This window comes from Roseibium sp. QJM3NY_11 (assembly GCF_056173175.1).
Map to the genome: position 1 here is coordinate 1,766,409 of NZ_CM149660.1, position 21,650 is coordinate 1,788,058.

The following is a 21,650-nucleotide window of genomic DNA, read 5'->3' on the forward strand; positions in this document are numbered from 1 at the left end:
GTCCCGTCGACATGGCGCCTTGCAGGGGCAAACCGGCTAGGCCTCGCTCAGCCATTTCTGCAGGTCGCGTTCGGCGCTTTCCAGGCTCTCCGCGTTGATTGCCCTCAGGTTCAGGGCGCGCGTGATCGCGCGGGTGCGCTTGTTGATGGCAAAATCACGGGTGCCGGCCTCGATGCTGTCCACGCCGAGCTTGTCGTAGAGCGACAGCAGCCGGTTCTGGACCGTTCGAAGGGACAGGCCCTGGCGTCTGGAGATCATCTTGTCGGACAGACCGAGCGCCAGATCCAGCAACACGGCGTATTCGCTGTCGGTCAATGTGTCGTGGGTTCTGACATTGCGCTGCTGGACCCTGTGAATTTCCTGATCGACGACGATCTGGGATTCCAGAAGAACCGCGCGCAGGGCGAGCTGGAGACGCTCCCTGGTCGCCGTCTTCAGGACATAGCCATAGGAGGCCTCGTTGGGAACGATCCGGGCGATGCCGCGCATGTAGGCCTCGTCGGAATAGTTCGACCAGAACAGGATGCGTGTCTGCGGCCGCTCCCGCCAGATCGTGCGCGCCGCGTCGATGCCGTTGCGCTCCTTCATCTGCAGGTCCATCACGATCGCGGAGACGACTTCCCGGCGCGCGAGGGCCTCGCCTTCGACGCCGTTGACCGCATGGAGGATCTCGTCGACTTCCGGCAGGGCCTGGCGCAGGGCGTCGCTCATGAATTCGGCGTGGAACTGGTCATCCTCGACGAGAAGCACCTTCATGCGATCTCCTCCGTGGATGCGCCGGTCATGTCTTCCGGCATGGCAGGCGGGTCCAGAGGCAGCCTGACAACGATCCGGGTGCCGGATTCGCAGGACATGGTGAATTCGGCAGCCACCAGCCGTGCCCGCGTCCGCATGTGCGCAATGCCTCCGGTCGCCTTGAGGGGCAGGGATCCGGCCCGGCTGGCCGATAGCCCCACGCCATTGTCGGCGATGACCATGATGAGTTCGCCGCCGTCGCTTGTCAGGGTGACGCCGATCCGATCTGCGCGCGCATGGCGACCGGCGTTATTGATGGCCTCCTGCGCGATCCGGAACAGCGAAATCCGGGTGCTCGAATCCAGCCGGTCGATCAGGCCGTCCGTGTCATCGGTGATCTGCAGGGTGGTCGCCTCAACGTCTTCCACGGCGCGCTCGAGATGAATTCTGAGGGCGTGTGCGAAGCCGAACATGTCCAGCACGCTGGGAACGGCTGTGTCGATGATGCCGCGCAGATCCTGGATGCAGTCCCGGATGCTTGAGATCACCCGCGCCTTGTCGGCTTCGGTGTCCGCCTTTTCCAGCGCGCGCATGATGCGGGTCAGGTCGGCCAGCGTCTGGTCATGCAGATCCATGCCGATGCGCTGGCGTTCCTGTTCCAGAACCCGGGTCAGCTCGAACGCCCCCTGCCGCAAACCTTCTTCCCTGGCCTGAGCCTCGGCCCGGACCACGGCCGCCTGCTTTGCCTTTTCGTTGGACTTGAGCGAATAGAAATAGGGTGCCAGCACGTCGGCGATCTGGTGGACCCGTTCCACGGTATCCATGTCGTAGATGCCCGGGGTGCGCGAGGAGCAGTTCAGTGCCCCGATGGTGCGCCCGAGCACCTTCATGGCCACATTCACCCGGCTGCGCAGCTTGTGTTTGATGATCGGCTGCGCCAGCGACCCTTCATAGGTGTAGCGCGGATCCTCGATCGCGTTGCCGGTGAGCATGTAGTCGGTCTCGCCCAGCAGAATGCTGCGGATCGGCGAATTGACGACCGGTGTCCGCGACAGGCTCCAGCGGGTTTTCAGGCCGACTTCATAGCTCGTGTTCCAGGTGACGGCCTCATCCACGAGGCAGACATCCAGATGATCGATCGGCAACAGGTTCTCGATTTCCGCCTTGACCGAACGCAAGGCGGAGCGAATTTCGACCTGCCCGGCCAGGTGTCTTGATATGCGCAGCAGGGAGAAGAGCGGATTGGGGTCGCTCTCTTTCCCCTTGCAGTCGGCTTCCTGTCGCATGGCAACAACAAGCTCCTCCCGTTATTGCCATGCAGTTTGCGGCAGCCCGGCGCCGACGGCAAGGCATCTATATGGGGCGCAGACGCAGCGCAGATGCGGGAACCCGCAACTGCGGTGCGCGTGTGCGGCTTTACCGGCTGCTTTTCACCAAGCAATCTGATGGATGGAGGCGGCTGGAGAACCGTTTCCGCATAAGGACGGCGCAAATCTGCGCCAGGGAGGAAAAATGAATATCAAAGCCAAGCTTCTGGGGGCTGCCGCAATCGCCGCGGTTGTCCTTCCGGGACATTCGATTGCCGATACCGCAGACAAACGGATTGCACTTTCCAACAATTATGCCGGAAATTCCTGGCGACAGGCGATGCTCACCAGTTGGGAAAAAGTCGGTAACAAGGCCGTGGAGGACGGCGTTGTCGCAGCGGCGGACGCCTTCACCACGTCAGAGAACCAGGCGACCGAGCAGGCCGCCCAGATCCAGAACATGATCCTGCAGGGCTATGACGCCATTGTCGTCAACGCCGCATCGCCGACGGCGATCAACGGTGCCGTCAAGGAAGCTTGCGATGCCGGCATCGTCGTCGTCTCCTTCGACGGCATCGTGACCGAACCCTGCGCCTGGCGCATCGCGGTCGATTTCAAGGAAATGGGCCGCCAGCAGGTGGAATACCTGTCGTCACGGCTGCCGGACGGCGGCAATCTCCTGGAAATTCGCGGGCTGGCCGGGGTTTTCGTGGACGATGAAATCCATGCGGGCATCGCTCAGGGCGTCGAGGAATTTCCGAAATTCAAGATCGTCGGTTCGGTTCACGGCGACTGGGCGCAGGATGTCGCGCAAAAGGCGGTCGCAGGCATTCTGCCCAGCCTTCCCGAAATCGCCGGTGTGGTGACCCAGGGCGGCGACGGCTACGGTGCCGCGCAGGCCATCAAGGCAGCCGACCGGGATATCCCGATCATCGTTATGGGCAACCGCCAGGACGAGATGAAGTGGTGGGCCGAGGCACGTGACGCCGACGGCTACGAGACCCTGTCCCTGTCCATCGCGCCCGGTGTCAGCACGCTTGCGATGTGGGTGGCCCAGCAGGTCCTGGACGGTGCCGATGTGCCCAAGGATCTGACGGTTCCCTATTTGAAGGTGACCCAGGACACGCTTGACGAAACCCTTGCGGCAACCCCTGAAGGGTCCGTTGCGAACGTCGAATACAGCCTGGAAGATGCCCAGGCCGCCATCGCGTCCGCGCAGTAGGGGAGACGCCATCTTGCAGCAAGCAACCGGCGCCGGTGAGCAAAAGCCGGATGTCCCGCTGGTTGCCTTGTCCGGGGCGAGCGTGCACTTCGGTGCCGTTCGCGCCCTGGACGGGGTCAGCTTGTCCATCAGCCCGGGCGAATGCCTCGGGCTGATCGGACACAACGGGGCGGGAAAATCCACTGCGGTCAATGTCATAAACGGGGGGCTGACGCCGACAACCGGCCGCATCGAATACACAATGCCTGACGGCAGCACAGCAACCGGCCGCCTGGCGGCCCGGGCCAGCGGCATTCGCAGCGTGTTCCAGGAACTCTCCCTGTGTCCCAACCTGACCGTTCTGGAGAACCTGAGGATCCCGCATCGCGATCTGACCGGATCCGGATGGCGGCAGCGCGCGGGCGCGCGCATCCTGCAGTCCCTCGACACGATTTTTTCCGGACACAGGATCAAACCGGGCATGACCGTCGGAGACCTCACCATCGCGGAACGGCAGATGGTCGAGATCGCCTCCGCCTTCGCCGACGGCAGCGACGCGACCCGGCTGGTCATTCTCGATGAACCGACCTCCTCGCTTGATGCCTCGATCGCCCGTCAGCTGCTGGATCACGTGCGCGCCTTCTGCGCCGGCGGCGGGGCCGTCATCTTCATCTCGCACATGCTCAACGAGATCTTCGACGTGGCAACACGGATCGACGTGATGAAGGACGGCAAGATCATTGCAAGCAGACCGGCCGGGGACTTCACCCAGAAGGGGGTGATCGACGCGATGGGGCATGTCGTCGGCGACGACGCGCAAAAGCAGACCCGGGATAGCGACCCGGAGCGGATCGGTGAAGAGGTGTTGCGGACCCCGGAAGGGCTTGCCGCCAGAAAGGGCGAGATCGTCGGGCTGGCCGGACTTGCCGGACACGGTCAGGCGGAAGCGCTGGCACGGTTCTATTTCTCGCGCTCGGGAAGCACACGCCGGGTCCGCGCGCCGGAAGTCGCCTTCGTGGCCGGTGACCGGGGCCGCGACGGGGTTCTTCCGCTCTGGTCGATCCTGCGCAATCTCTCGCTGACGCACCTGCCGCGCCTGGTCCGCCGCGGGTTGGTCGATGGGGCGGCCGAGCAGGCGCTCGGCAACGAATGGAAGTCCAGGATCGGTATCAGAACCGCCAGCATGGACAATCCGATCCTGTCCCTTTCCGGAGGCAACCAGCAGAAGGCCCTGTTTGCCCGCGCGCTTGCCTCCACCGCCCCCATCGTGGTCATGGACGATCCGATGCGCGGGGTCGATGTGGGGACAAAACGCGAAGCCTACGACCTGATCCGGCGCGAGGCGGCCGCGGCGCGCACATTCCTCTGGTATTCGACGGAAACCGAGGAAGTCTGCCAGTGCGACCGGGTGTTCGTGTTTCGCAACGGCCGGATCTCGGCCGAGCTGTCCGGGGCGGAGATCACGGAGGAAAACATCCTCTCCGCGTCGTTTGAAATGCAGGAAACGGGTGAAGTGCCGGAAACGGGCGAGAACCGGGAGGCCGGCCGATGAACGGACGTTTCAGGATCCTGCTGCCGGTGCTGTCCCTTGCGGTGCTGCTGGCGGCGGTGTTCTATCTGCAGCCGCGTGCCATGAGCTACTTCGGCCTCAACCTCTTGTTCAACCTGGCAGTTCCGATCGCCCTGGCGACCATTGCCCAGATGATGATCATCATGGTCAACGACATCGACCTGTCGATCGGTGCCTTCGTCAGTTTTGTGGCCTGCGTGACGGCGACCTATCTCAATGACGCGCCCCTGATCGGGGTGCTGATCCTGCTGGCGTCGATCCTTGCCTATGCGGCTCTGGGGGCGCTGATCCACCTTCGTGACCTGCCGGCCATTGTCGTCACCCTCGGAATGTCCTTCGTCTGGGCCGGTCTTGCGGTGCTGATCCTGCCGTCGCCGGGCGGTTCCGCACCCGAGTGGATCCGCGCGGTCATGACGGTGAAGCCTCCCCTGGTGCCCATGGCGGTGGTGGCATGCGTGCTGATCGCGGGGCTGACGCACTTGCTGATCATGCGGTCCTCGACCGGCACGTTGCTGCGGGCAGTCGGCGGCAATGCGCAGGCGGTGTTCCGGTCGGGCTGGTCGGTTGTCAGACTGAAGGCGGGCGCCTACGCGCTGGCGGGCCTGTTCGGTGTGCTGTCGGGCATGTGCCTTGTCGGCCTGGCCACGTCCGCGGACGCCAACATCGCGCTGCGCTACACGCTGCTCTCGATCGCGGGCGTCATTCTGGGGGGCGGCGAATTCACCGGCGGGAAAGTCTCCCCCGTCGGTGCCGTCCTGGGCGCGCTGACGCTGACCCTTGCCGCCAGTCTGCTGTCCTTCATGCGCCTGTCGCCCGACTGGCAGATCGGCGCGCAGGGGGCAATCCTGATCCTGGTGCTTGCCGTGCGACTGGTGTTCGCCCGCAAGGGGCGGAAATGGAAGGAGGCCGGCAATGGCTCATCGGATGGCTGACATGATCGGCTCCCTGGCGCGCAGGCCCTGGTTCTGGGCGTTTGCCGCGAGCGCGCTTGCCTTCGCCGCGACCCTTTACCTGACAGACGGTCGCGGCGGCGGCGGGCTGCTCTCGGCGGCGCTCACATTCGCGTCGTTTTCCGCGATCGTCGGCATCGGCCAGATGTTCGTGATCACCCTCGGCCCGGGCAATGTCGACCTGTCGATCCCGGCGACGATGACCCTGGCCGGGACCCTGGCACTGAAATTCATGGACGGGGCATCGAGCCTTGTGCTGCCCGGTCTGGGGATCGCGCTCCTGGTGGGGCTGGGGGCCGGCTGTTTCAACTACCTGCTGATCCGACTGCTGCGGATCCCGCCGATCATAGCCACCCTGTCCGCGTCCTTCCTCTACCAGTCGCTTGCGATCTGGTGGAACCGGGGACTGCGGATCAAACCACCGGAAGTGCTGGCGGAATTCACCACGGGGTCATTCGCGGGCGTTCCCAATCTTGCTGTCATCGGCATTGTCATCGCCCTTTTCGGCTGGCTCATCCTTGAGCGCTCGCTTGCGGGCCGGTGGCTTTCCGCCTTCGGCCAGAACACCCGCGCGGCACGGCTGAGCGGCGTTCCGGTCGAGACGGTCAGGGCCGTCACCTACATTTCCTGCGCCGTGCTGGCGTCTCTCACGGGCTATCTGCTGGCGAGTTTTTCAGGCGGGGCCGCGCTGAACATGGGCGCGGAGTATCTGCTGATCTCGATTGCCGTGGTGGTGATCGGCGGCAGCTCCATCGCGGGCGGGAACTCGAACGTGCCGGGTATCTGGGGCGGTGCCCTGCTCATGTTCCTGGTCGTGTCGATGCTCAATTCATACGGTCTTGGGGCAGGGGTCCGCCTGATCATGACCGGAACCATCATCATTGCGATTGTCGCAGCCGCTTCGGGCAAAGGAAGGGCCGTATGAGCCAGATGTTTTCCTGCTACCAGATCGATGACCCGCGTTTCAGGTCCCTGATCCAGAAAAATGCCGGTCTGCACCGGATCGCGACGGGGTTCGAATGGACCGAAGGTCCGGTCTGGTTTGCCGATCAGCAGGTGCTGCTGTTCTCGGACATTCCGGCCAACCGCATGATGCGGCTCACCCTGGACGGTCATGTCAGCACCTACCGCCAGCCCAGCAACTACAGCAACGGCAACATCCGAGACCGTCAGGGCCGGCTGGTGACTTGCCAGCACGGCTCACGCTCGGTGACGCGGACCGAGATTGACGGCAGTGTCACGGTGCTGGCCGACAGCTATCAGGGAAAGCGGCTGAATTCACCGAACAACGTCGTCGTGCAATCGACCGGTGCGGTCTGGTTCACCGATCCGACCTACGGCATCCTGAGCGACTACGAGGGCTACAAGGCGGACCCGGAACAACAGACGCACAACGTCTTCCGCATCGTTCCGTCAACGGGCGCCGCCGAGGTGATGATCGCGGATTTCGTTCAGCCGAACGGGCTGGCGTTCTCGCCGGACGAGCGCATTCTCTATGTGGCCGAATCCGGCTCCAGCCACGACCCGGACGTGCCGTCGGTCATCCGCGCGTTCGATCTGGATGATGCCGGCCGGATCACCGGCGACCGGGTGTTCGCCACCATCGACAAGGGACTGCCCGACGGCATGCGCGTGGACAGCGAAGGGCGCGTGTGGAGTTCGGCTGCCGACGGCATCCACTGTTTCCATGCCGACGGAACACGGCTGGGCAAGATCCTGGTGCCGGAAGTCGTCGCCAACCTGTGTTTCGGCGGCCCGCGCGGCAACCGCCTGTTCATCGCCGGGACGACCTCGATCTACATGATCGCGGTCAATGCCCGCTCGGCGGTTTAAGAGAGCCATACGCTCAGACACGGGGCCGGTACTCAGACACGGAGCCGGAGCTCTGCTGCCACCTCTCCTCCCTCGGGCCTTCCCCGACTTGATCGGGGATCCATACCACGCCGCCCCCGGCCAAAAGCCTGACAGGTGCAATGACGAGCCGCACGGCCCTTTCCCGGCCGCTCTGCGAATGTGTGGGTTCCCGATCAAGTCGGGGAAGGTGACGGGGGGAGGGCGAGGCGAATGGGGGGCGCCTTTTCCCGCGATCGCGTCAGTTCGCCCCCGTCACCCCGCTCAGGAGCGGGGCTTGAGGTTTTCCGGGTCGTAGAGTGGGGCGTAGCCGACGCCGGCAACTTCGACCGGGTAGGTTTCGGAGAAATATTCAACGTTCAGCTTGCGGCCGACCTGACAGTAGTCTTGCGGCAGGTAGGCCAGCGCAATGTTGCTGCCGATGGTCGGGCCGAAGGCCACGGAAGTGGTGTAGGAAATCCGGCCCAGACTGTCGACCAGGGTCTTTCCGGTGTCCGGGTCCATCACCGGCAAGGCGCCGACAGGGTAGCGTTTGACACCGCTCGCATCGGTGTTCTCGCTCATGACCAGCGTGCACAACATGGCCGGCTGCTTGTCCCGGGCCCGGTATTCCAGATGCTTCGCCTTGCCACGGAAGTCGGCTTCCTTGACTTTCGGCCGGGCGAGATCCGCCTCATAGAGATTGTATTGAGTCAGAAGATCGGCGTTCTGCAGGCGCAGGGATTTCTCCAGGCGGCGCGAGTTGGCGTATGTCTCGACGCCGACGGCCATGATGCCGAGCGCGCGCAGCGCATCCCAGACGGCGAGGCCGTCCTCGTATTTCATGTGCAGCTCCCAGCCCTGTTCGCCGACATAGGACAGCCGGAGGGCGGAGACGGGTTTGCCGGCGATCTCGATCTGCCGGATGGCCGCGAAGGGGAAGTTGTCCGGTTCCAGCGCCGCCGGATCGGCGACGACCTTCTGGAGGTTGTCGCGGGCATTGGGGCCCCAGATGCCGATGGTGGTAAAGGTCTCGCTGACATCTCTCACGGTAACGTCGAAGCCCTTGTCCTCGGCGACGCGCCTGACATAGTGAAGGTCGCGCGGGCCGGCATCGGCGCCGTCGACGATGCGGCAGCGATCTTCCATGCGGAACACGGTCAGGTCGGCGCGGACATTGCCCTCGTCGTCGAGGAAATGGGTGTAGATGCCCTTGCCGATATTGGCGTCGCCGCCGATCCTGGCCGCGCACAGCCATTCCAGCAGCGCCACATGGTCGGGGCCTTCCACGTCGAACATGTAGAAATGCGACAGGTTGATGAGGCCGCAATCCTCGCTGAGCGCCAGTTGTTCGGCGTTGGAGACCCGCCAGAAATGACGGCTGTCCCACTCGTTTTCGCGCACCGGGACCTTGTCGCCGTATTTTTCAAGCAGGTGCTCGTTGGCGGCATAGCCATGGGCGCGTTCCCAGCCGCCGAGTTCCATGAAATACCCGCCGAGTTCGACCTCGCGCTCGTAAAACGGCGAGCGCTTGACGCCGCGGCTCGAGGCATAGGGCTCACGCGGGTGGATCGCCGGGAAATAGATCTTCTGGGCCGCCTCGGTGCAGCGGTTCTCGATGAAGTCCTCGGTGAGCTGGTGTCCGTAGAACCGGGTGTAGTCGATGGAAGCGTGGTCGATTTCGGTGCGTCCGTCGGTGATCCAGTCGGCGATCAGCTTGCCGTAACCGGGACCGTCCTTGACCCAGATGGCGACGCAATACCACAGGCCGCGCACCTTCTGGCTTTCGCCGCAGGACGGGCCGCCGGCCGCAGAAACCTGCAAGAGGCCGTTGAAGGAATGGCTTTCGTTGTAGCCGATCTCGCCCAGGATCGGCGTCAGTTCCATGGCGCGTTCCAGCGGCTCGATGACCTGCTCCATTTCCAGGTCGCGCTGGGACGGCGACAGGCGGGCCTGGTCCTTTTCCAGAAGATCGCGCGGGTGGCACAGGCGCGGCTGGTCCGGCTCGTAGTAGCCCCATTCGATCTGGCCGCCTTCGGCGGTTTTCGGATCGCCGGTGTCGCGCATATAGGCGGAATTGCCCTGGTCGCGCAGCAGCGGGTAGCCGATCTCCTTGCCGGTGCCCTCGAATTCATTGTAGGGGCCGAAGAAAGTGAGCGGGTGGTCGACCGGCATCACGGGGAGATCCTCTCCGACCATGTCGGCGATGAGGCGGCCCCAGAGGCCGGCGCAGACGATGACGTGATCGGCCATGACCGTGCCGCGGTGGGTCTTGACGCCCTTGATATGGCCGTCCTCGACGATCAACGACAGGGCCGGCGTGTTGGCAAAGGCCTTCAGCTTGCCGGTCTTCTCACCGTCATCGACCAGTTTGCCGGCGACGGTCTGCGAGCGCGGAATGACGAGGCCGGCGTCCGGATCCCACATGCCGCCCTGGACCATGTTCTCCTCGATCAGGGGGAATTTTTCCTTGATCTCGGCAGGGGAGACCAGGCGCACATTGGTGCCGAAGGCCTTGCCGGAACGTCACCTTGCGCTTGATTTCCTCCATCCAGGCATCGTCGCCGGTGCGCGCGACCTCCAGGCCGCCGACACGGGCGTAGTGGCCCATCCTTTCGAAGAAATCGATCGAATACTGGGTGGTCCAGACAGACAGGTAATCGTGGCTGGTGGTGTAGCAGAAGTCGGAGGCGTGGGCGGTCGACCCGATGTCGGTCGGAATGCCCGACTTGTCGATGCCGACGATGTCGGTCCAGCCGCGCTCGATGAGATGATGCGCCACCGAGGCGCCGACTATGCCGCCCAGACCGACGATGACGATTTGTGCCTTGTCAGGAAAAGCTGACATGTCTCATTCCTTTTCAATGGGCCGGGAGCAGCGTACCGATGCCGCGTTCCTCCGGTGGAGCCGATCCGTGAGGCCGCCGGCGGGAACACAGGCTGTTCCCGGCGACCCGTGCCTTGCGGGCCGGACCGCCGTTTCGTGTCGGCAGTATCGCGGCTGATTGCGGGGCAAAATAGCGTAATTGCGTCATGGGGCATTATCGCCACGACACGGCGTTCATTCCAGTGCGGGGCCGCGGTCGCAGGGAGGCCATGACCGAGGCGCGGACGGGACCGCACGGTCATTTTGACGATCGGCGTTGGTCAAGGTCATAGTAGCGCCCGTGAGGGGAGGATTTGCCGCTGCCGGAACGCCGTTCGGCAAATGGCTGATTCCCCGTTTTTCAGGAGAAACTATGCAATGCTCGGTGCGATCGCGGTCTTGTTTTCGTTTCAGCTCGCAGGGGAGGTGATTGCCCGCTTTCTGGGCCTGCCGGTCCCCGGACCCGTGATCGGGCTGGCGCTGTTTGCCGCGCTGCTTGCGCTCAGGCCGGATCTGGTGCCTTCGGTGGAGGGCACCGCAAGGACCATCCTGTCCCACCTGTCGCTGCTGTTTGTTCCGGCAGGGGTCGGCGTTGTCGCCAATCTTGATCTGCTGGCGGACAAATGGCTCGCGATCTGCGTCGTGCTGGTCGCCAGCACGGTGATCACGCTGCTGGTCAGTGTCGGAACCTTTCTTCTGGTGGTCCGGGTGACGGGAGGCGAGGATGCGTGACGCGGCCGGCATCTGGAGCTACCTGTCGACAGAGCCGCTGTGGTGGCTGAGCTGCACGATCCTGGTCTACCTTCTGGCGGACTGGATCTCCCGGCTCGCGGGCCGCAATGCGCTGGCCAATCCGGTCCTGATCGCCGTCTGCCTTCTGGCAGCGCTCATCTGGCTGACGCGGACGTCCTATCAGACCTATTTCGAGGGCGCGCAGTTCATCCATTTCCTGCTGGGACCGGCAACGGTCGCGCTCGCCGTTCCGCTTCATGCCAACCTGCCGGCCATCCGCAAGTTCGCCGCACCGATGCTGGCCGCGCTTGTTGCCGGCTCGGTCGCCGCGGTGGTGTCGACGGTGCTCCTGTCGATGGCATTCGGTCTTCCCGAACAGATCATCGTCTCCATCAGTCCGAAATCGACCACGGCCCCTGTGGCGATCGGTATTTCCGAGGCCCTCGGAGGACTGCCGACGCTGACCGCGGTTCTGGTCATCCTGACGGGAATAATCGGCGCGGTCGTGGTGACCCCGCTGATGAACGTGCTGAAGATCAGCGACTGGCGTGCACGTGGATTTGCCGTGGGCGTGGCCGCGCACGGTATCGGCACCGCCCGGGCGTTTCAGGTGAACGAAGTCGCCGGTGCCTTCGCCGGGATCGGCATGGCGCTGAACGCTCTCCTGACGAGTGTGCTGGTTCCTGTCGTCATCGCGGCGCTGTTGTGACGAGAGCGGTGGCTGCCGGAAAAAAACCCGGCAGGGAGCAAGTCCGGGTGACGCCGGGGCGGTTTTGACCAGCCGCGAGCGGCACAGCGGCCGGGCACCGGAACAGGCCGTTTCAGGATCATTCCTGAAAATATTCGGGCTTTTCCGCCCGGATCTTGCCCAAAATGAATTCGATCCGCCCGAGATGTTCGGTCAGGACCGTTTCCAGACGTGACCGGTCGCGTTGCCGAAGTGCGTCGATCAGGTCGATGTGGTCGTCATAAGCCTTCTGTGCAGCGCCGATTGTCAGGGAAATGAACCGCACCCGGTCCATGTGGGCCTTCTGCTCCCTGATGAGCGCCCAGACATATTCATGCCCGGCGATCTCGCAGATGCGCCGGTGAAAGTCATCGTCCAGCGCATGGAACAGTTTCTGGTCGTTGGCGTCCACCGCCGCTTTCTGATCCCCGAGGGTCCTGGCGAGCTCTTCTATCTGGCTGTCCGAAATCAATGGGAGGGCTGCGGTCCAGCAGGCCATCTCGAGGGCCGTGCGAACGAACTTCGCTCTGAGAACCGCTGCCTCGGAAATCTTCGAAATCACCGTTGCGCGTTGTGGCCGGATCAGCAGAAAGCCGAGTCGAGACAGGCGGAAAAAGGCGTCCCTGACCGGCTGGCGGGAAATCCCAAGGGCTTTCGCGACCTCGACTTCAGACACTTTCGTGCCCGGCGGCAGCTCCAGGGACAGGATCTGCTGGTGCAATTCCGCAAAGACCGTATCGGTAACCGACGGGATCTTTATGGGCTCGAGCACCTTCAGGGCACCGCTGTCTGTCATCGCATTTCTCTCGTTTGACTTATCTGATCATCTAGCATATCAGTTTGCTAGCTGCAACATCGGCAGGACCACCAAGGTAGTTAGGAGGCCAGAATGGCACTTGGGAAAGCGGGAACGCCCGGCACATCGGAAAACCGATTGTCCCCGGACCGTCTTTTTCCGGTTGAACCGGAAGTCCGCGCCATCGCCCGGGATCTCTACGACAGCGTAAAGTCGCTGCCGATCGTCAGCCCGCACGGGCATACGGATCCGCGCTGGTTCGCTGAAAATGATGCCTTTCCCGATCCTTCCCAACTGTTCATCGTGCCGGACCATTATGTGTTCCGGATGCTGTTTTCCCAAGGCATTGACCTGAGTGCGCTGGGCGTGGCGCGACAGGACGGGGGCTGGAGCGAAACAGACAGCCGGAAAATCTGGCGGGTCTTTGCCGAGAACTTCCATCTGTTGCGCGCCACGCCGTCGCGCATGTGGCTGGACCACTCCTTCCAGGAGGTCTTCGGCTGGACCGGGCGGCTTTCGGCGGAAACGGCGGATGAGGCCTATGACCACATCGCCGATTGCCTGACCCGCCCGGACTTCCGTCCGCGTGCCTTGTTCGAACGGTTCAACATCGAAGTCATCGCCACGACGGAATCGCCCCTGGACGACCTGAAATGGCACCGCATGACCCGCGACAGCGGCTGGAGCGGCCGCGTCGTGACCGCCTACCGGCCGGACGCCGTGGTCGATCCGGAGTTTGAAGGTTTTGCGGAGAATGTCGAGACTTTCGGTGGGCTTGCCGGCGAAGACGCGACCACCTGGCAGGGCTACCTCAGGGCGCATCGGGCCCGGCGGGCCTATTTCAAGTCCTTCGGCGCCACCTCGTCCGACCATGGCCATCCCAACGCCCGCACCGAGAACCTGTCGGCGGCGAAGGCCGAGGACCTGTTCCAGAAAGCGCTCGGCGACACCTGCACGCCGGAGGAAGCCGATGCCTTCCGCGGACACATGCTGACCGAAATGGCAAGGATGAGCCTGGACGACGGCCTGGTCCTGCAGATCCATCCGGGCAGCTTCCGCAATCATTCCGGGCAGGTGTTGAGCAGCTTCGGCCGGGACAAGGGCTTCGACATCCCGACCCGGACCGACTATGTGCGCGCGCTCAAGCCGATGCTCGACGCCGTCGGCCTGGAGAAGGACCTCTCCATCATCCTGTTCACGCTGGACGAAACCGCCTATGCGCGCGAACTGGCGCCGCTTGCAGGGGTTTATCCAACCCTCAAGCTGGGTCCGGCGTGGTGGTTCCACGACAGTCCCGAAGGCATGCGCCGTTTCCGGGAGCAGACCACCGAAACGGCCGGGTTCTACAACACCGTCGGCTTCAACGACGACACCCGCGCCTTCTCCTCGATCCCTGCCCGGCACGATGTGGCCCGCAGGGTCGACTGCGGATACCTCGCATCCCTCGTCAGAACCGGGAGGCTCGACGAGGACGAGGCATATGAGGTCGCACAAGACCTCAGTTACAGGCTTGTGAAGCAAGCCTATCGGCTCTGATGAGCCATTTTGGGAGGAAGAAATGACTGTACTGAAAACCCTGACGGCATCGCTGCTAGCGACTGCCGCACTTACCAGCGCCGCGTTCGCGTGTGAAGTGACACTGAAATCTTCGGACACGCATCCGGCTGGCTATCCGACCGTCACGGCGGTGGAGCACATGGGCAAGCTGCTGGAAGAGCGCACCGACGGCCGCATCTGCGTTGAAGTGTTCCATTCCGCGCAGCTTGGCGAGGAAAAAGACACGATCGAACAGACCAAGTTCGGCGTTATCGACCTGAACCGCGTGTCCATGGGTCCGTTCAACAATCTGGTCGAGGAAACCAAGGTCGTTTCGCTGCCTTACGTGTTCAAGGGCGTCGATCACATGCACACCGTCATGGACGGTCCGATCGGCGATGACATCCTGGCCGCGTTCGAACCGCACGGCTATGTCGGCCTGGCCTTTTTCGATGGCGGATCCCGCAGTTTCTACAACAAGGTCAAGCCGATTAAATCGATTGAAGACCTTGATGGCATGAAGGTGCGGGTCATGCAGTCCGACATCTTCGTCGACATGATGTCCGCTCTTGGCGCCAACGCGACCCCGATGCCTTACGGCGAAGTCTACTCGTCGATTCAGACGGGCGTCATCGACGGTGCCGAAAACAACTGGCCCTCCTACGAGTCTTCCGGTCACTTCGAGGTTGCCGGCTACTACACCCTGGACGAACACCTGATCGTTCCGGAAGTTCTGGTGATGTCCAAAAAGTCCTGGGACGGGTTGTCGGCCGAAGATCAGGCTGCGGTCCGTCAGGCGGCGAGGGACTCCGTGCCGGTGATGCGTGAACAGTGGCAAGCCCGTGAAAAGGCGTCCGAGGAAAAGGTCCGCGCGGCCGGTGTCGAGGTCATCACCGAAATCGACAAGGAGCCGTTCATGGCAGCCATGGACAGCGTTTACGAAAAGCACGTCACATCGGACAAGCTGAAAGACCTGGTCGCCCGTATCCGCGCGACCAACTGATCATCTCTCACCTGCGGCCGGTTCCGGCCGCAGGTTCTTTTTCAGGATTCCGACGTGCAACCTCACCTGATCCTCACCGCGCAAGTGATGCGCCACGTCTCCACGGCAGCCCTCTGGCTTGCCGGAGGCGGCCTCGTTCTGATGACCGTTTTCATCACCGCGCAGGTGTTCATGCGCTACGTGATGAACGACAGTCTGGTCTGGTCCGAACCGGCTTCCGTTATCCTCATGGGCTGGTTCATCTTTCTCGGGGCTGCTGTCGGTATCCGGGAAGGCTATCATCTCAGTTTCGACGTGCTGCTGTATTTTCTGCCCCAGGGGACGAAGCTGATCCTGTTCAGCATTTCCGACCTTGTCGTGACCGCCTTCGGGGCCGGCATGGCGTGGTACGGTGCAGAGCTGGCCCTGTCCGCCTGGGAGGTGAAACTGCCTTCGCTCGGCGTTTCCGGAGCGGTCGACTTCCTGCCGCTGGTCGTTGGTGGCTGCCTGGTCTTCATCTTTTCAATCGAACGCCTGTTACGGCGCGCCGCCGGGCTGCCGACCGCGCGCTTCGGCGAAACCGAACCTGAGGAGGCGTGAGTTGGAACCCCTGATCCTTTTCGGCACTTTCACGATTCTCCTGCTGATCGGCACGCCCGTCGCCTTCTGCCTCGGCGCGGCTTCGCTTGCGACCGTGCTTTACATGGACCTGCCGCCGGTCATCGTCTTCCAGCGCCTGAATTCCGGCGTCTCGGTGTTCGCGCTGATGGCTATTCCGTTCTTCATCTTTGCCGGCGAACTGATGGTGCGCGGCGACATTGCCCGCCGCCTGGTCGCCCTGGCAGGGGCGGTGGTCGGACATCTGCGTGGCGGTCTCGGGCAGGTCAACATCACCGCCTCGGTGCTGTTCGGCGGCATATCCGGGTCGGCCGCGGCCGATGCGACCGCCATCGGCGGGCTGATGATTCCGCAAATGAAGGAAAAAGGCTATTCCGTCGAATACGGCGTCAACATCACCGTGATGTCGTCGATCATCGCGCTGATGCTGCCGCCGTCCCACAACATGATCATCTACTCGATCTCTGCAGGCGGACGGCTGTCCATCGCCGACCTCTTCACCGCGGGTATTCTGCCGGGCCTGTTGCTGGCCGCGTCCCTGATGATCACCGCCTGGTTCGTCGCCAGACGGGCAGGCTATCCGACGGAACGCTTTCCCGGCATGGCCGCACTCGGCACCCTGTTCGTCAACGCCATTCCGGGGCTTCTCCTGATCGGCATCATTTTCGGCGGCGTGCGCTCGGGCGTGTTCACCGCCTCCGAAAGCTCCTGCATCGCTGCCGTCTATGCCTTGCTGGTGACAACGCTTGCCTATCGCACCATGCACTGGCCGGAATTCGTCGGAGCGACAAAGGCGGCGGTCAGGACCACGGCGATGGTGCTGCTTGTCATCGGCTGTGCGGCCGCCTTCGGCTGGCTGCTGGCGTTCCTGAAGATCCCGGCGGAACTGGTCGTGTTCATGAAGAGCGTGTCGGAGAACCCGCTGGTCATCCTGTTGATGATCAACATTATGCTCTTGTTTCTCGGCACCTTCATGGACATGTCGCCCCTGATCGTGATCACTACGCCGATCTTCCTGCCGGTCGCCACCGCCTTCGGTGTCGATCCCGTCCATTTCGGTGTCATCCTGGTGCTCAATCTCGGCATCGGCCTGTGCACACCGCCGGTGGGCACGGTTCTTTTCGTCGGCTGTGCCGTCGGTCGCATTTCCGTCTGGGATGCGGTGCGGACGATCTGGCCCTTCTATGGTGCGGCTGTTTTCACGCTGCTCCTGGTCACTTATGTTCCGGCACTGTCACTCTGGCTGCCGTCCCTGTTCCACTAGGTCACGAACCTGAAGGTGAAGCCATGTTCGTAAAATCGTTTCCCGAAGTCTCTGCCGATCCCGGCATCCGCCGCCAGGTGCTCTCGGACAGTGCCGACCTGATGATGGTGGCGTTCCGTTTTCAGGAACAGGGGGCCGAAGGCAAGCTGCACAATCACCCGCATGTCCAGTCCACCTACGTGGAGAGCGGCGCGTTCCGCTTCTCGATCGACGGCGAGGAATTCGAGGTCGGTGCGGGCGACAGCTTCGTCATCCCGTCCGGGGCCACCCACGGCTGCGTCTGCCTGACGCCCGGCACCCTGATCGACACTTTCACGCCGCGCCGCGACGATTTTCTTTAACTCAACTCCAGACCGGAGAAGTCTCATGCCAAACGTAGAAACCCGCTATGCCATCGATCCGGAAACGGCCAAGTCCCTCGATACCCAGGGTCTGCGCGATCACTTTCATGCGGACGGCCTGTTCGAGGACGGCAAGATCAATCTTGTCTACACCCACTATGACCGCCTGATCCTGGGTGGCGCGGTTCCGGCCGGCGGCGATCTGGTTCTCGATCAGGTCAAGGAAGCGGGGACCGCCTCGCTGCTCGACCGGCGAGAACTCGGTGTCCTGAATATCGGCGAGACCGGCACCGTGAGTGCCGGCGGCAAGAGTTACGAGGTCGCCCGGGGAGACGTGCTTTACGTCGGCATGGGGTCGGGCCCGGTGACGTTTTCCGGCAAGGGCCGGTTCTACATCCTGTCCGCACCGGCCCACAGGGCCTGTCCGACAAAGCTGATCACCGTGAAGGACGCGCGCCGTGTCGAACTCGGTTCGGCGGAAACCTCCAACGAGCGGGTCATCCTGCAGTTCCTGCATCCGGATGTCGCCGAGAGCTGCCAGTTGCTGATGGGCTATACCCAGTTCGCGCCGGGATCGGTCTGGAACACCATGCCCGCCCACGTGCATGACCGGCGCATGGAGGCTTATCTTTATTTCGAACTGGGTCCCGACCAGCGCGTGTTCCATTTCATGGGCAAGCCCGAGGAAACCCGGCACCTGGTGATGGCCAACGAGGAGGCCGTGATCTCGCCGCCATGGTCTATCCACTGCGGCGCCGGCACGGGGGCCTATACCTTCTGCTGGGCCATGGCCGGTGACAACGTCGATTTCACGGACATGGACATGGTTGCCATGGGGGATCTGCGATGAACGCATTTTCGCTTCAGGGCAAGCGGGCCCTCGTGACCGGTGCCAATACGGGCATCGGCCAGGCGATCGCGATCGCCATGGGTGCCGCCGGTGCGGAGGTGCTTTGCGCTGCGCGCCGGGATTGTGACGACACGCTTTCAAAGATCGACAAGGGGCGCCACGTGGCGGTGGATTTCGCCGACCCGATGGCGGCCGCGCCACTGTTCGAGAACGAGGCAATCGATATCCTGGTGAACAATGCCGGGATCATCCGCCGGGCCGATTCCGTCGACTTCACCGAGGCCGACTGGGACGCGGTCATGGACGTCAACCTGAAGGCCGTGTTCTTCACCTGTCAGGCGTTCGGAAAAGCCGCGCTGAATGCGGAGCGTCCGGGCGCGATCGTGAACATCGCCTCGTTGCTCTCCTTCCAGGGCGGCATCCGGGTGCCGTCCTACACCGCCTCCAAGCATGGCGTTGCCGGCATCACCAAGCTGCTGGCCAACGAGTGGGCGGCGAAGGGCATCAACGTCAACGCCATCGCACCGGGTTATATCGCAACCAACAACACCGAGGCCCTCAGGAACGATCCGGACCGAAACCGGCAGATCCTGGAACGTATTCCGGCAGGCCGCTGGGGTGAGGCCGGCGATATCGGGGAGGCGGCCGTGTTCCTCGCCTCGCCGGCGGCGAAATACATTCACGGCACCGTGCTCAACGTCGATGGAGGCTGGCTTGCCCGCTGATCTTCCCCGCCTGTTCCGCAAGATAAATCCGGCGCCGAAGGCCGGTATCGTTCACCTGGGCCTGGGGGCCTTCTTCAGGGCCTTTGGCGCGCTCTATATTCAAGAGGCCATGGCCAGATCCGGCGGCGATTGGGGCATCATCGGCGTCAGCCTGAAGAGCCCGCGCATGCATGACCAGCTTGCGCCGCAGGACTTCGTCTATACCGCCCAGGAACTGGGTCCGGACGGCGAGACGCTGCGCCAGGTGGAATCCGTGGTCGATGTTCTGGTCGCGCCGGAAAACCCGGAGGCGGTGCTGGTCGCGATGGCGGATCCGGCCATCCGGATCGTCAGCCTGACCGTTACGGAAAAGGGCTATTGCCACGACCCGGCCACCGGGCGGCTGAACCTTGAGCATGCCGACATCAGGGCGGATCTGGTCAATCCCGTGCCCGTTTCCGCTCCGGGATATCTGGTGCGCGCACTGGCCCGGCGCAAGGCGGCCGGACTGCCGCCCTTTACCGTCCTGACCTGCGACAACCTGCCTGAAAACGGCCGGCTGGTGCGCGGCATCGTCCTTGAATTCGCGCAGGCGATCGATCCGGACCTCGCGGTCTGGATCGAAAGCGAGGGGAAATTTCCCGCCACAATGGTCGACCGCATCGTGCCGGCCACCAAACCGGAAGACGTGGACGCTCTCGCGGGCAAGACCGGTGTGATGGATGCAGCGCCGGTCCTGCACGAGCCGTTTCGGCAATGGGTGATCGAGGACGATTTTGTTGCCGCTTACGGCGCCGATGCGCGGCCGGATCTGGGCGCTGTCGGTGTGGAACTCGTCGCGAATGTGACCCCGTATGAGCATATGAAACTGCGCATGCTCAACGGCACGCATTCCTCTCTGGCCTATCTCGGCTATCTGGCCGGACATGAAACCATTGCTGAGACGGTTGCGGATCCGGTGTTCGAGCGGTTCGTGAAAGCCCTGTGGCGGGCCGAGATCATTCCCTCGTTCCAGGCGCCGCCGGGGGTCGATCTGACCAACTATGCCGACGCGCTTTTCGCCCGTTATGCCAATCCGGGTATCCGGCACCGCACCTGGCAGATCGCCATGGACGGCAGCCAGAAGCTGCCGCAGCGCATTCTCGGGACGCTTTCGGACAATCTGGCGGCCGGGCGCAGCTCACCGGGCCTGACGACCGCCGTGGCGGCCTGGATGATTTATGTGAGCGGCACGGATCTCGGCGGCCGGCCGATCGACGTGCGCGACCCGCTGGCGGAGCGCCTGCATGCGCTGTCGGAGGCGGCCAAGGACACGGCCGGCGGGGTCGAGGCTCTTCTGGGCGTCACCGAAATCTTCGAACCCGGCCTGGCCGGTGCACTTCGGCCCGGTCTGATCAGCGCCTGCGGGAGCCTGCGGGAAAACGGTGTGCAGGCCACGCTCGAGGGTCTGGAATGATCGAAGGCTGGCGATGGTACGGAGCCTACGACCGGATCTCCCTGAATGAAATCGCGCAGACGGGGGCCGCCGCCATCGTCACCGCCTTGCACGAAATTCCCTATGGCGAGGTCTGGCCGCGACAGTCTGTTGCCGGGACACGGGACCGGATCCGGTCCGCGGGGTTCGACTGGACGGTGGTCGAAAGCCTGCCGGTCCACGAAGCGATCAAGCGCGGCGAGGGGGATCTCGCCGGACTGTTCGCGAACTACCGGCAGTCCATGGCCAATCTTGCCGCGGAAGGCATCAAGGTCATCTGTTACAATTTCATGCCGCTGCTCGACTGGACGCGGACGGACCTGGCCGCCCCGGCGACCCGAGGCGGCACCTGTCTGCGGTTTTCGCTCACCAAAATGGCGGCTTTTGAAATCCTGATGGTCAAGCGCAAGGGAGCGGAAGCGGATTATCCGGCGGAGACCGTCGCCGCTGCCCGGGCCTGGCACGAAGCGGCGACGCAGGAAGAGTTCGACCGGCTTCACACCGCGATCATGGCGGGCTTGCCGGGGGCGTTCGACCGCTACGGCATCGCCGCCCTGCGCGACGCGCTTGCCCGCTATGACGGCATCGACCGGGACACGCTGAGACGCAATCTCAAGCGCTTCCTGGAGGAGGTCGTCCCGGCGGCGGAAGACCTCGGTCTGCGCTTCGCCATCCATGCGGACGACCCGCCGCGCGACATTCTCGGACTGCCCCGCATCGTCTGCGATGGGGAGGATATCGGCTGGATCCTGTCGGCAAACAACAGCCGGGCCAACGGTCTGACGCTCTGTGCCGGATCTCTCGGGGCCAATCCGGCCAACGACGTGCCGGCAATCGCAGCGAGATTTGCCGACCGGATCCATTTCGCCCATCTGCGCAATGTGGCCAAGGATCCGGACGGCTCGTTCGAGGAAGCCGCGCATCTGGGCGGCGATACGGACATGCCCGCATTGATCGCGGCATTGCTTGGTGAAGAGGCGCGCAGGCGGGAGCAGGGACGCGCGGATGACAGCATCGTCTTCCGGCCCGACCACGGCCATGAACTGCTGGATGACGGCACCCGGGACACGCATCCGGGATATCCGCTGGTGGGACGCCTGCGCGGCCTTGCGGAACTTCGCGGCGTCATCGCGGGACTGGGCCACGCCGCGCGGTGTTGAAGGGGCG

General features: G+C 63.5%; 19 protein-coding genes and 1 pseudogene. 16 read left to right on the forward strand and 4 right to left on the reverse strand.

Annotated elements, in window-relative coordinates; all coding sequences use genetic code 11:
• Nucleotides 1–36 precede the first annotated feature (36 nt).
• Nucleotides 37–756: a response regulator transcription factor gene (locus tag AC0VX3_RS08070; protein ID WP_342892666.1), complete on the reverse strand. Its 720-nt coding sequence runs from the start codon at nt 754–756 to the stop codon at nt 37–39.
• Complete coding sequence (locus AC0VX3_RS08075) at nt 753–2,021, reverse strand: sensor histidine kinase (RefSeq protein WP_342892665.1); 1,269 nt, start codon at nt 2,019–2,021, stop codon at nt 753–755. The genes AC0VX3_RS08070 and AC0VX3_RS08075 overlap by 4 nt, the downstream gene beginning before the upstream one ends.
• A gap of 226 nt (nt 2,022–2,247) precedes the next feature.
• Between AC0VX3_RS08075 and AC0VX3_RS08080 the strand changes: the two genes are divergently transcribed.
• Genes AC0VX3_RS08080 through AC0VX3_RS08100 form a run of 5 tightly spaced genes read left to right on the forward strand, consistent with a single transcriptional unit; the run spans nt 2,248 to nt 7,596 of the window.
• Nucleotides 2,248–3,264 carry a substrate-binding domain-containing protein gene (locus AC0VX3_RS08080; protein ID WP_475524272.1) on the forward strand — a complete coding sequence of 339 codons (1,017 nt, stop codon included), beginning with the start codon at nt 2,248–2,250 and terminating at the stop codon, nt 3,262–3,264.
• Entirely contained in the window at nt 3,233–4,795 is a 1,563-nt protein-coding gene (locus tag AC0VX3_RS08085; RefSeq protein WP_475524273.1) for a sugar ABC transporter ATP-binding protein, read from the forward strand. Before AC0VX3_RS08080 ends, AC0VX3_RS08085 begins: the two co-directional genes overlap by 32 nt.
• A complete protein-coding gene (locus AC0VX3_RS08090) occupies nt 4,792–5,745 on the forward strand; it encodes an ABC transporter permease (protein ID WP_475524274.1) in 954 nt (317 codons plus the stop codon). Before AC0VX3_RS08085 ends, AC0VX3_RS08090 begins: the two co-directional genes overlap by 4 nt.
• Nucleotides 5,726–6,688: an ABC transporter permease gene (locus tag AC0VX3_RS08095; protein WP_342892661.1), complete on the forward strand. Its 963-nt coding sequence runs from the start codon at nt 5,726–5,728 to the stop codon at nt 6,686–6,688. The genes AC0VX3_RS08090 and AC0VX3_RS08095 overlap by 20 nt, the downstream gene beginning before the upstream one ends.
• Complete coding sequence (locus AC0VX3_RS08100; RefSeq protein ID WP_475524275.1) at nt 6,685–7,596, forward strand: SMP-30/gluconolactonase/LRE family protein; 912 nt, start codon at nt 6,685–6,687, stop codon at nt 7,594–7,596. The genes AC0VX3_RS08095 and AC0VX3_RS08100 overlap by 4 nt, the downstream gene beginning before the upstream one ends.
• 282 nt (nt 7,597–7,878) lie before the next feature.
• Here the strand turns inward: AC0VX3_RS08100 and AC0VX3_RS08105 are convergent.
• Nucleotides 7,879–10,441 (reverse strand): annotated as a pseudogene (locus tag AC0VX3_RS08105) (GcvT family protein).
• Between the two features lie 396 nt (nt 10,442–10,837).
• Between AC0VX3_RS08105 and AC0VX3_RS08110 the strand changes: the two are divergent.
• Together AC0VX3_RS08110 and AC0VX3_RS08115 are read left to right on the forward strand one after the other, a co-directional pair.
• Nucleotides 10,838–11,191 (forward strand): CidA/LrgA family protein, encoded by a 354-nt coding sequence (locus AC0VX3_RS08110; RefSeq protein ID WP_475524276.1) that lies wholly within the window; start codon nt 10,838–10,840, stop codon nt 11,189–11,191.
• Nucleotides 11,184–11,900 (forward strand): LrgB family protein, encoded by a 717-nt coding sequence (locus AC0VX3_RS08115; protein WP_475524277.1) that lies wholly within the window; start codon nt 11,184–11,186, stop codon nt 11,898–11,900. Before AC0VX3_RS08110 ends, AC0VX3_RS08115 begins: the two co-directional genes overlap by 8 nt.
• 118 nt (nt 11,901–12,018) lie before the next feature.
• On the opposite strand, the gene AC0VX3_RS08120 is transcribed toward AC0VX3_RS08115, so the two are convergent.
• Nucleotides 12,019–12,714, reverse strand: coding sequence for a GntR family transcriptional regulator (locus tag AC0VX3_RS08120; protein WP_475524278.1), 696 nt, complete (start codon nt 12,712–12,714; stop codon nt 12,019–12,021).
• A 93-nt stretch (nt 12,715–12,807) separates the two neighbouring features.
• Between AC0VX3_RS08120 and uxaC the strand changes: the two genes are divergently transcribed.
• From uxaC to uxuA, 9 genes are all read left to right on the forward strand, one after another.
• Entirely contained in the window at nt 12,808–14,250 is a 1,443-nt protein-coding gene (gene uxaC, locus AC0VX3_RS08125) for a glucuronate isomerase (RefSeq protein WP_475524279.1), read from the forward strand.
• Nucleotides 14,251–14,272: 22 nt separating this feature from the next.
• Complete coding sequence (locus AC0VX3_RS08130) at nt 14,273–15,253, forward strand: TRAP transporter substrate-binding protein (protein WP_475524280.1); 981 nt, start codon at nt 14,273–14,275, stop codon at nt 15,251–15,253.
• Between the two features lie 87 nt (nt 15,254–15,340).
• Nucleotides 15,341–15,832 carry a TRAP transporter small permease gene (locus AC0VX3_RS08135; protein WP_475525156.1) on the forward strand — a complete coding sequence of 164 codons (492 nt, stop codon included), beginning with the start codon at nt 15,341–15,343 and terminating at the stop codon, nt 15,830–15,832.
• Nucleotide 15,833: 1 nt separating this feature from the next.
• A complete protein-coding gene (locus tag AC0VX3_RS08140) occupies nt 15,834–17,114 on the forward strand; it encodes a TRAP transporter large permease (RefSeq protein WP_475524281.1) in 1,281 nt (426 codons plus the stop codon).
• Between the two features lie 23 nt (nt 17,115–17,137).
• Nucleotides 17,138–17,455 carry a cupin domain-containing protein gene (locus AC0VX3_RS08145; RefSeq protein ID WP_475524282.1) on the forward strand — a complete coding sequence of 106 codons (318 nt, stop codon included), beginning with the start codon at nt 17,138–17,140 and terminating at the stop codon, nt 17,453–17,455.
• 25 nt (nt 17,456–17,480) lie between these two features.
• Nucleotides 17,481–18,305 carry a 5-dehydro-4-deoxy-D-glucuronate isomerase gene (gene kduI, locus AC0VX3_RS08150; RefSeq protein WP_475524283.1) on the forward strand — a complete coding sequence of 275 codons (825 nt, stop codon included), beginning with the start codon at nt 17,481–17,483 and terminating at the stop codon, nt 18,303–18,305.
• A complete protein-coding gene (kduD, locus tag AC0VX3_RS08155) occupies nt 18,302–19,030 on the forward strand; it encodes a 2-dehydro-3-deoxy-D-gluconate 5-dehydrogenase KduD (protein ID WP_348150161.1) in 729 nt (242 codons plus the stop codon). Before kduI ends, kduD begins: the two co-directional genes overlap by 4 nt.
• On the forward strand, nt 19,020–20,465 hold the full coding sequence (locus AC0VX3_RS08160) for a mannitol dehydrogenase family protein (RefSeq protein ID WP_475524284.1): 1,446 nt from the start codon (nt 19,020–19,022) through the stop codon (nt 20,463–20,465). Before kduD ends, AC0VX3_RS08160 begins: the two co-directional genes overlap by 11 nt.
• Nucleotides 20,462–21,643 (forward strand): mannonate dehydratase, encoded by a 1,182-nt coding sequence (uxuA, locus tag AC0VX3_RS08165; protein WP_475524285.1) that lies wholly within the window; start codon nt 20,462–20,464, stop codon nt 21,641–21,643. The genes AC0VX3_RS08160 and uxuA overlap by 4 nt, the downstream gene beginning before the upstream one ends.
• Nucleotides 21,644–21,650: the final 7 nt, after the last annotated feature.

Bases quoted from the DNA above. Each gene is read 5' to 3' on its own strand.
- AC0VX3_RS08080 (WP_475524272.1), top strand. From the start codon at position 2,248: ATGAATATCAAAGCCAAGCTTCTGGGGGCTGCCGCAATCGCCGCGGTT.
- AC0VX3_RS08100 (WP_475524275.1), top strand. From the start codon at position 6,685: ATGAGCCAGATGTTTTCCTGCTACCAGATCGATGACCCGCGTTTCAGG.
- AC0VX3_RS08110 (WP_475524276.1), top strand. From the start codon at position 10,838: ATGCTCGGTGCGATCGCGGTCTTGTTTTCGTTTCAGCTCGCAGGGGAG.
- kduI (WP_475524283.1), top strand. From the start codon at position 17,481: ATGCCAAACGTAGAAACCCGCTATGCCATCGATCCGGAAACGGCCAAG.
- AC0VX3_RS08095 (WP_342892661.1), top strand. From the start codon at position 5,726: ATGGCTCATCGGATGGCTGACATGATCGGCTCCCTGGCGCGCAGGCCC.
- uxaC (WP_475524279.1), top strand. From the start codon at position 12,808: ATGGCACTTGGGAAAGCGGGAACGCCCGGCACATCGGAAAACCGATTG.
- AC0VX3_RS08120 (WP_475524278.1), bottom strand. From the start codon at position 12,714: ATGACAGACAGCGGTGCCCTGAAGGTGCTCGAGCCCATAAAGATCCCG.
- AC0VX3_RS08135 (WP_475525156.1), top strand. From the start codon at position 15,341: ATGCGCCACGTCTCCACGGCAGCCCTCTGGCTTGCCGGAGGCGGCCTC.
- AC0VX3_RS08115 (WP_475524277.1), top strand. From the start codon at position 11,184: ATGCGTGACGCGGCCGGCATCTGGAGCTACCTGTCGACAGAGCCGCTG.
- AC0VX3_RS08085 (WP_475524273.1), top strand. From the start codon at position 3,233: ATGCCCAGGCCGCCATCGCGTCCGCGCAGTAGGGGAGACGCCATCTTG.
- AC0VX3_RS08075 (WP_342892665.1), bottom strand. From the start codon at position 2,021: ATGCGACAGGAAGCCGACTGCAAGGGGAAAGAGAGCGACCCCAATCCG.
- AC0VX3_RS08070 (WP_342892666.1), bottom strand. From the start codon at position 756: ATGAAGGTGCTTCTCGTCGAGGATGACCAGTTCCACGCCGAATTCATG.
- uxuA (WP_475524285.1), top strand. From the start codon at position 20,462: ATGATCGAAGGCTGGCGATGGTACGGAGCCTACGACCGGATCTCCCTG.
- kduD (WP_348150161.1), top strand. From the start codon at position 18,302: ATGAACGCATTTTCGCTTCAGGGCAAGCGGGCCCTCGTGACCGGTGCC.
- AC0VX3_RS08130 (WP_475524280.1), top strand. From the start codon at position 14,273: ATGACTGTACTGAAAACCCTGACGGCATCGCTGCTAGCGACTGCCGCA.
- AC0VX3_RS08090 (WP_475524274.1), top strand. From the start codon at position 4,792: ATGAACGGACGTTTCAGGATCCTGCTGCCGGTGCTGTCCCTTGCGGTG.
- AC0VX3_RS08145 (WP_475524282.1), top strand. From the start codon at position 17,138: ATGTTCGTAAAATCGTTTCCCGAAGTCTCTGCCGATCCCGGCATCCGC.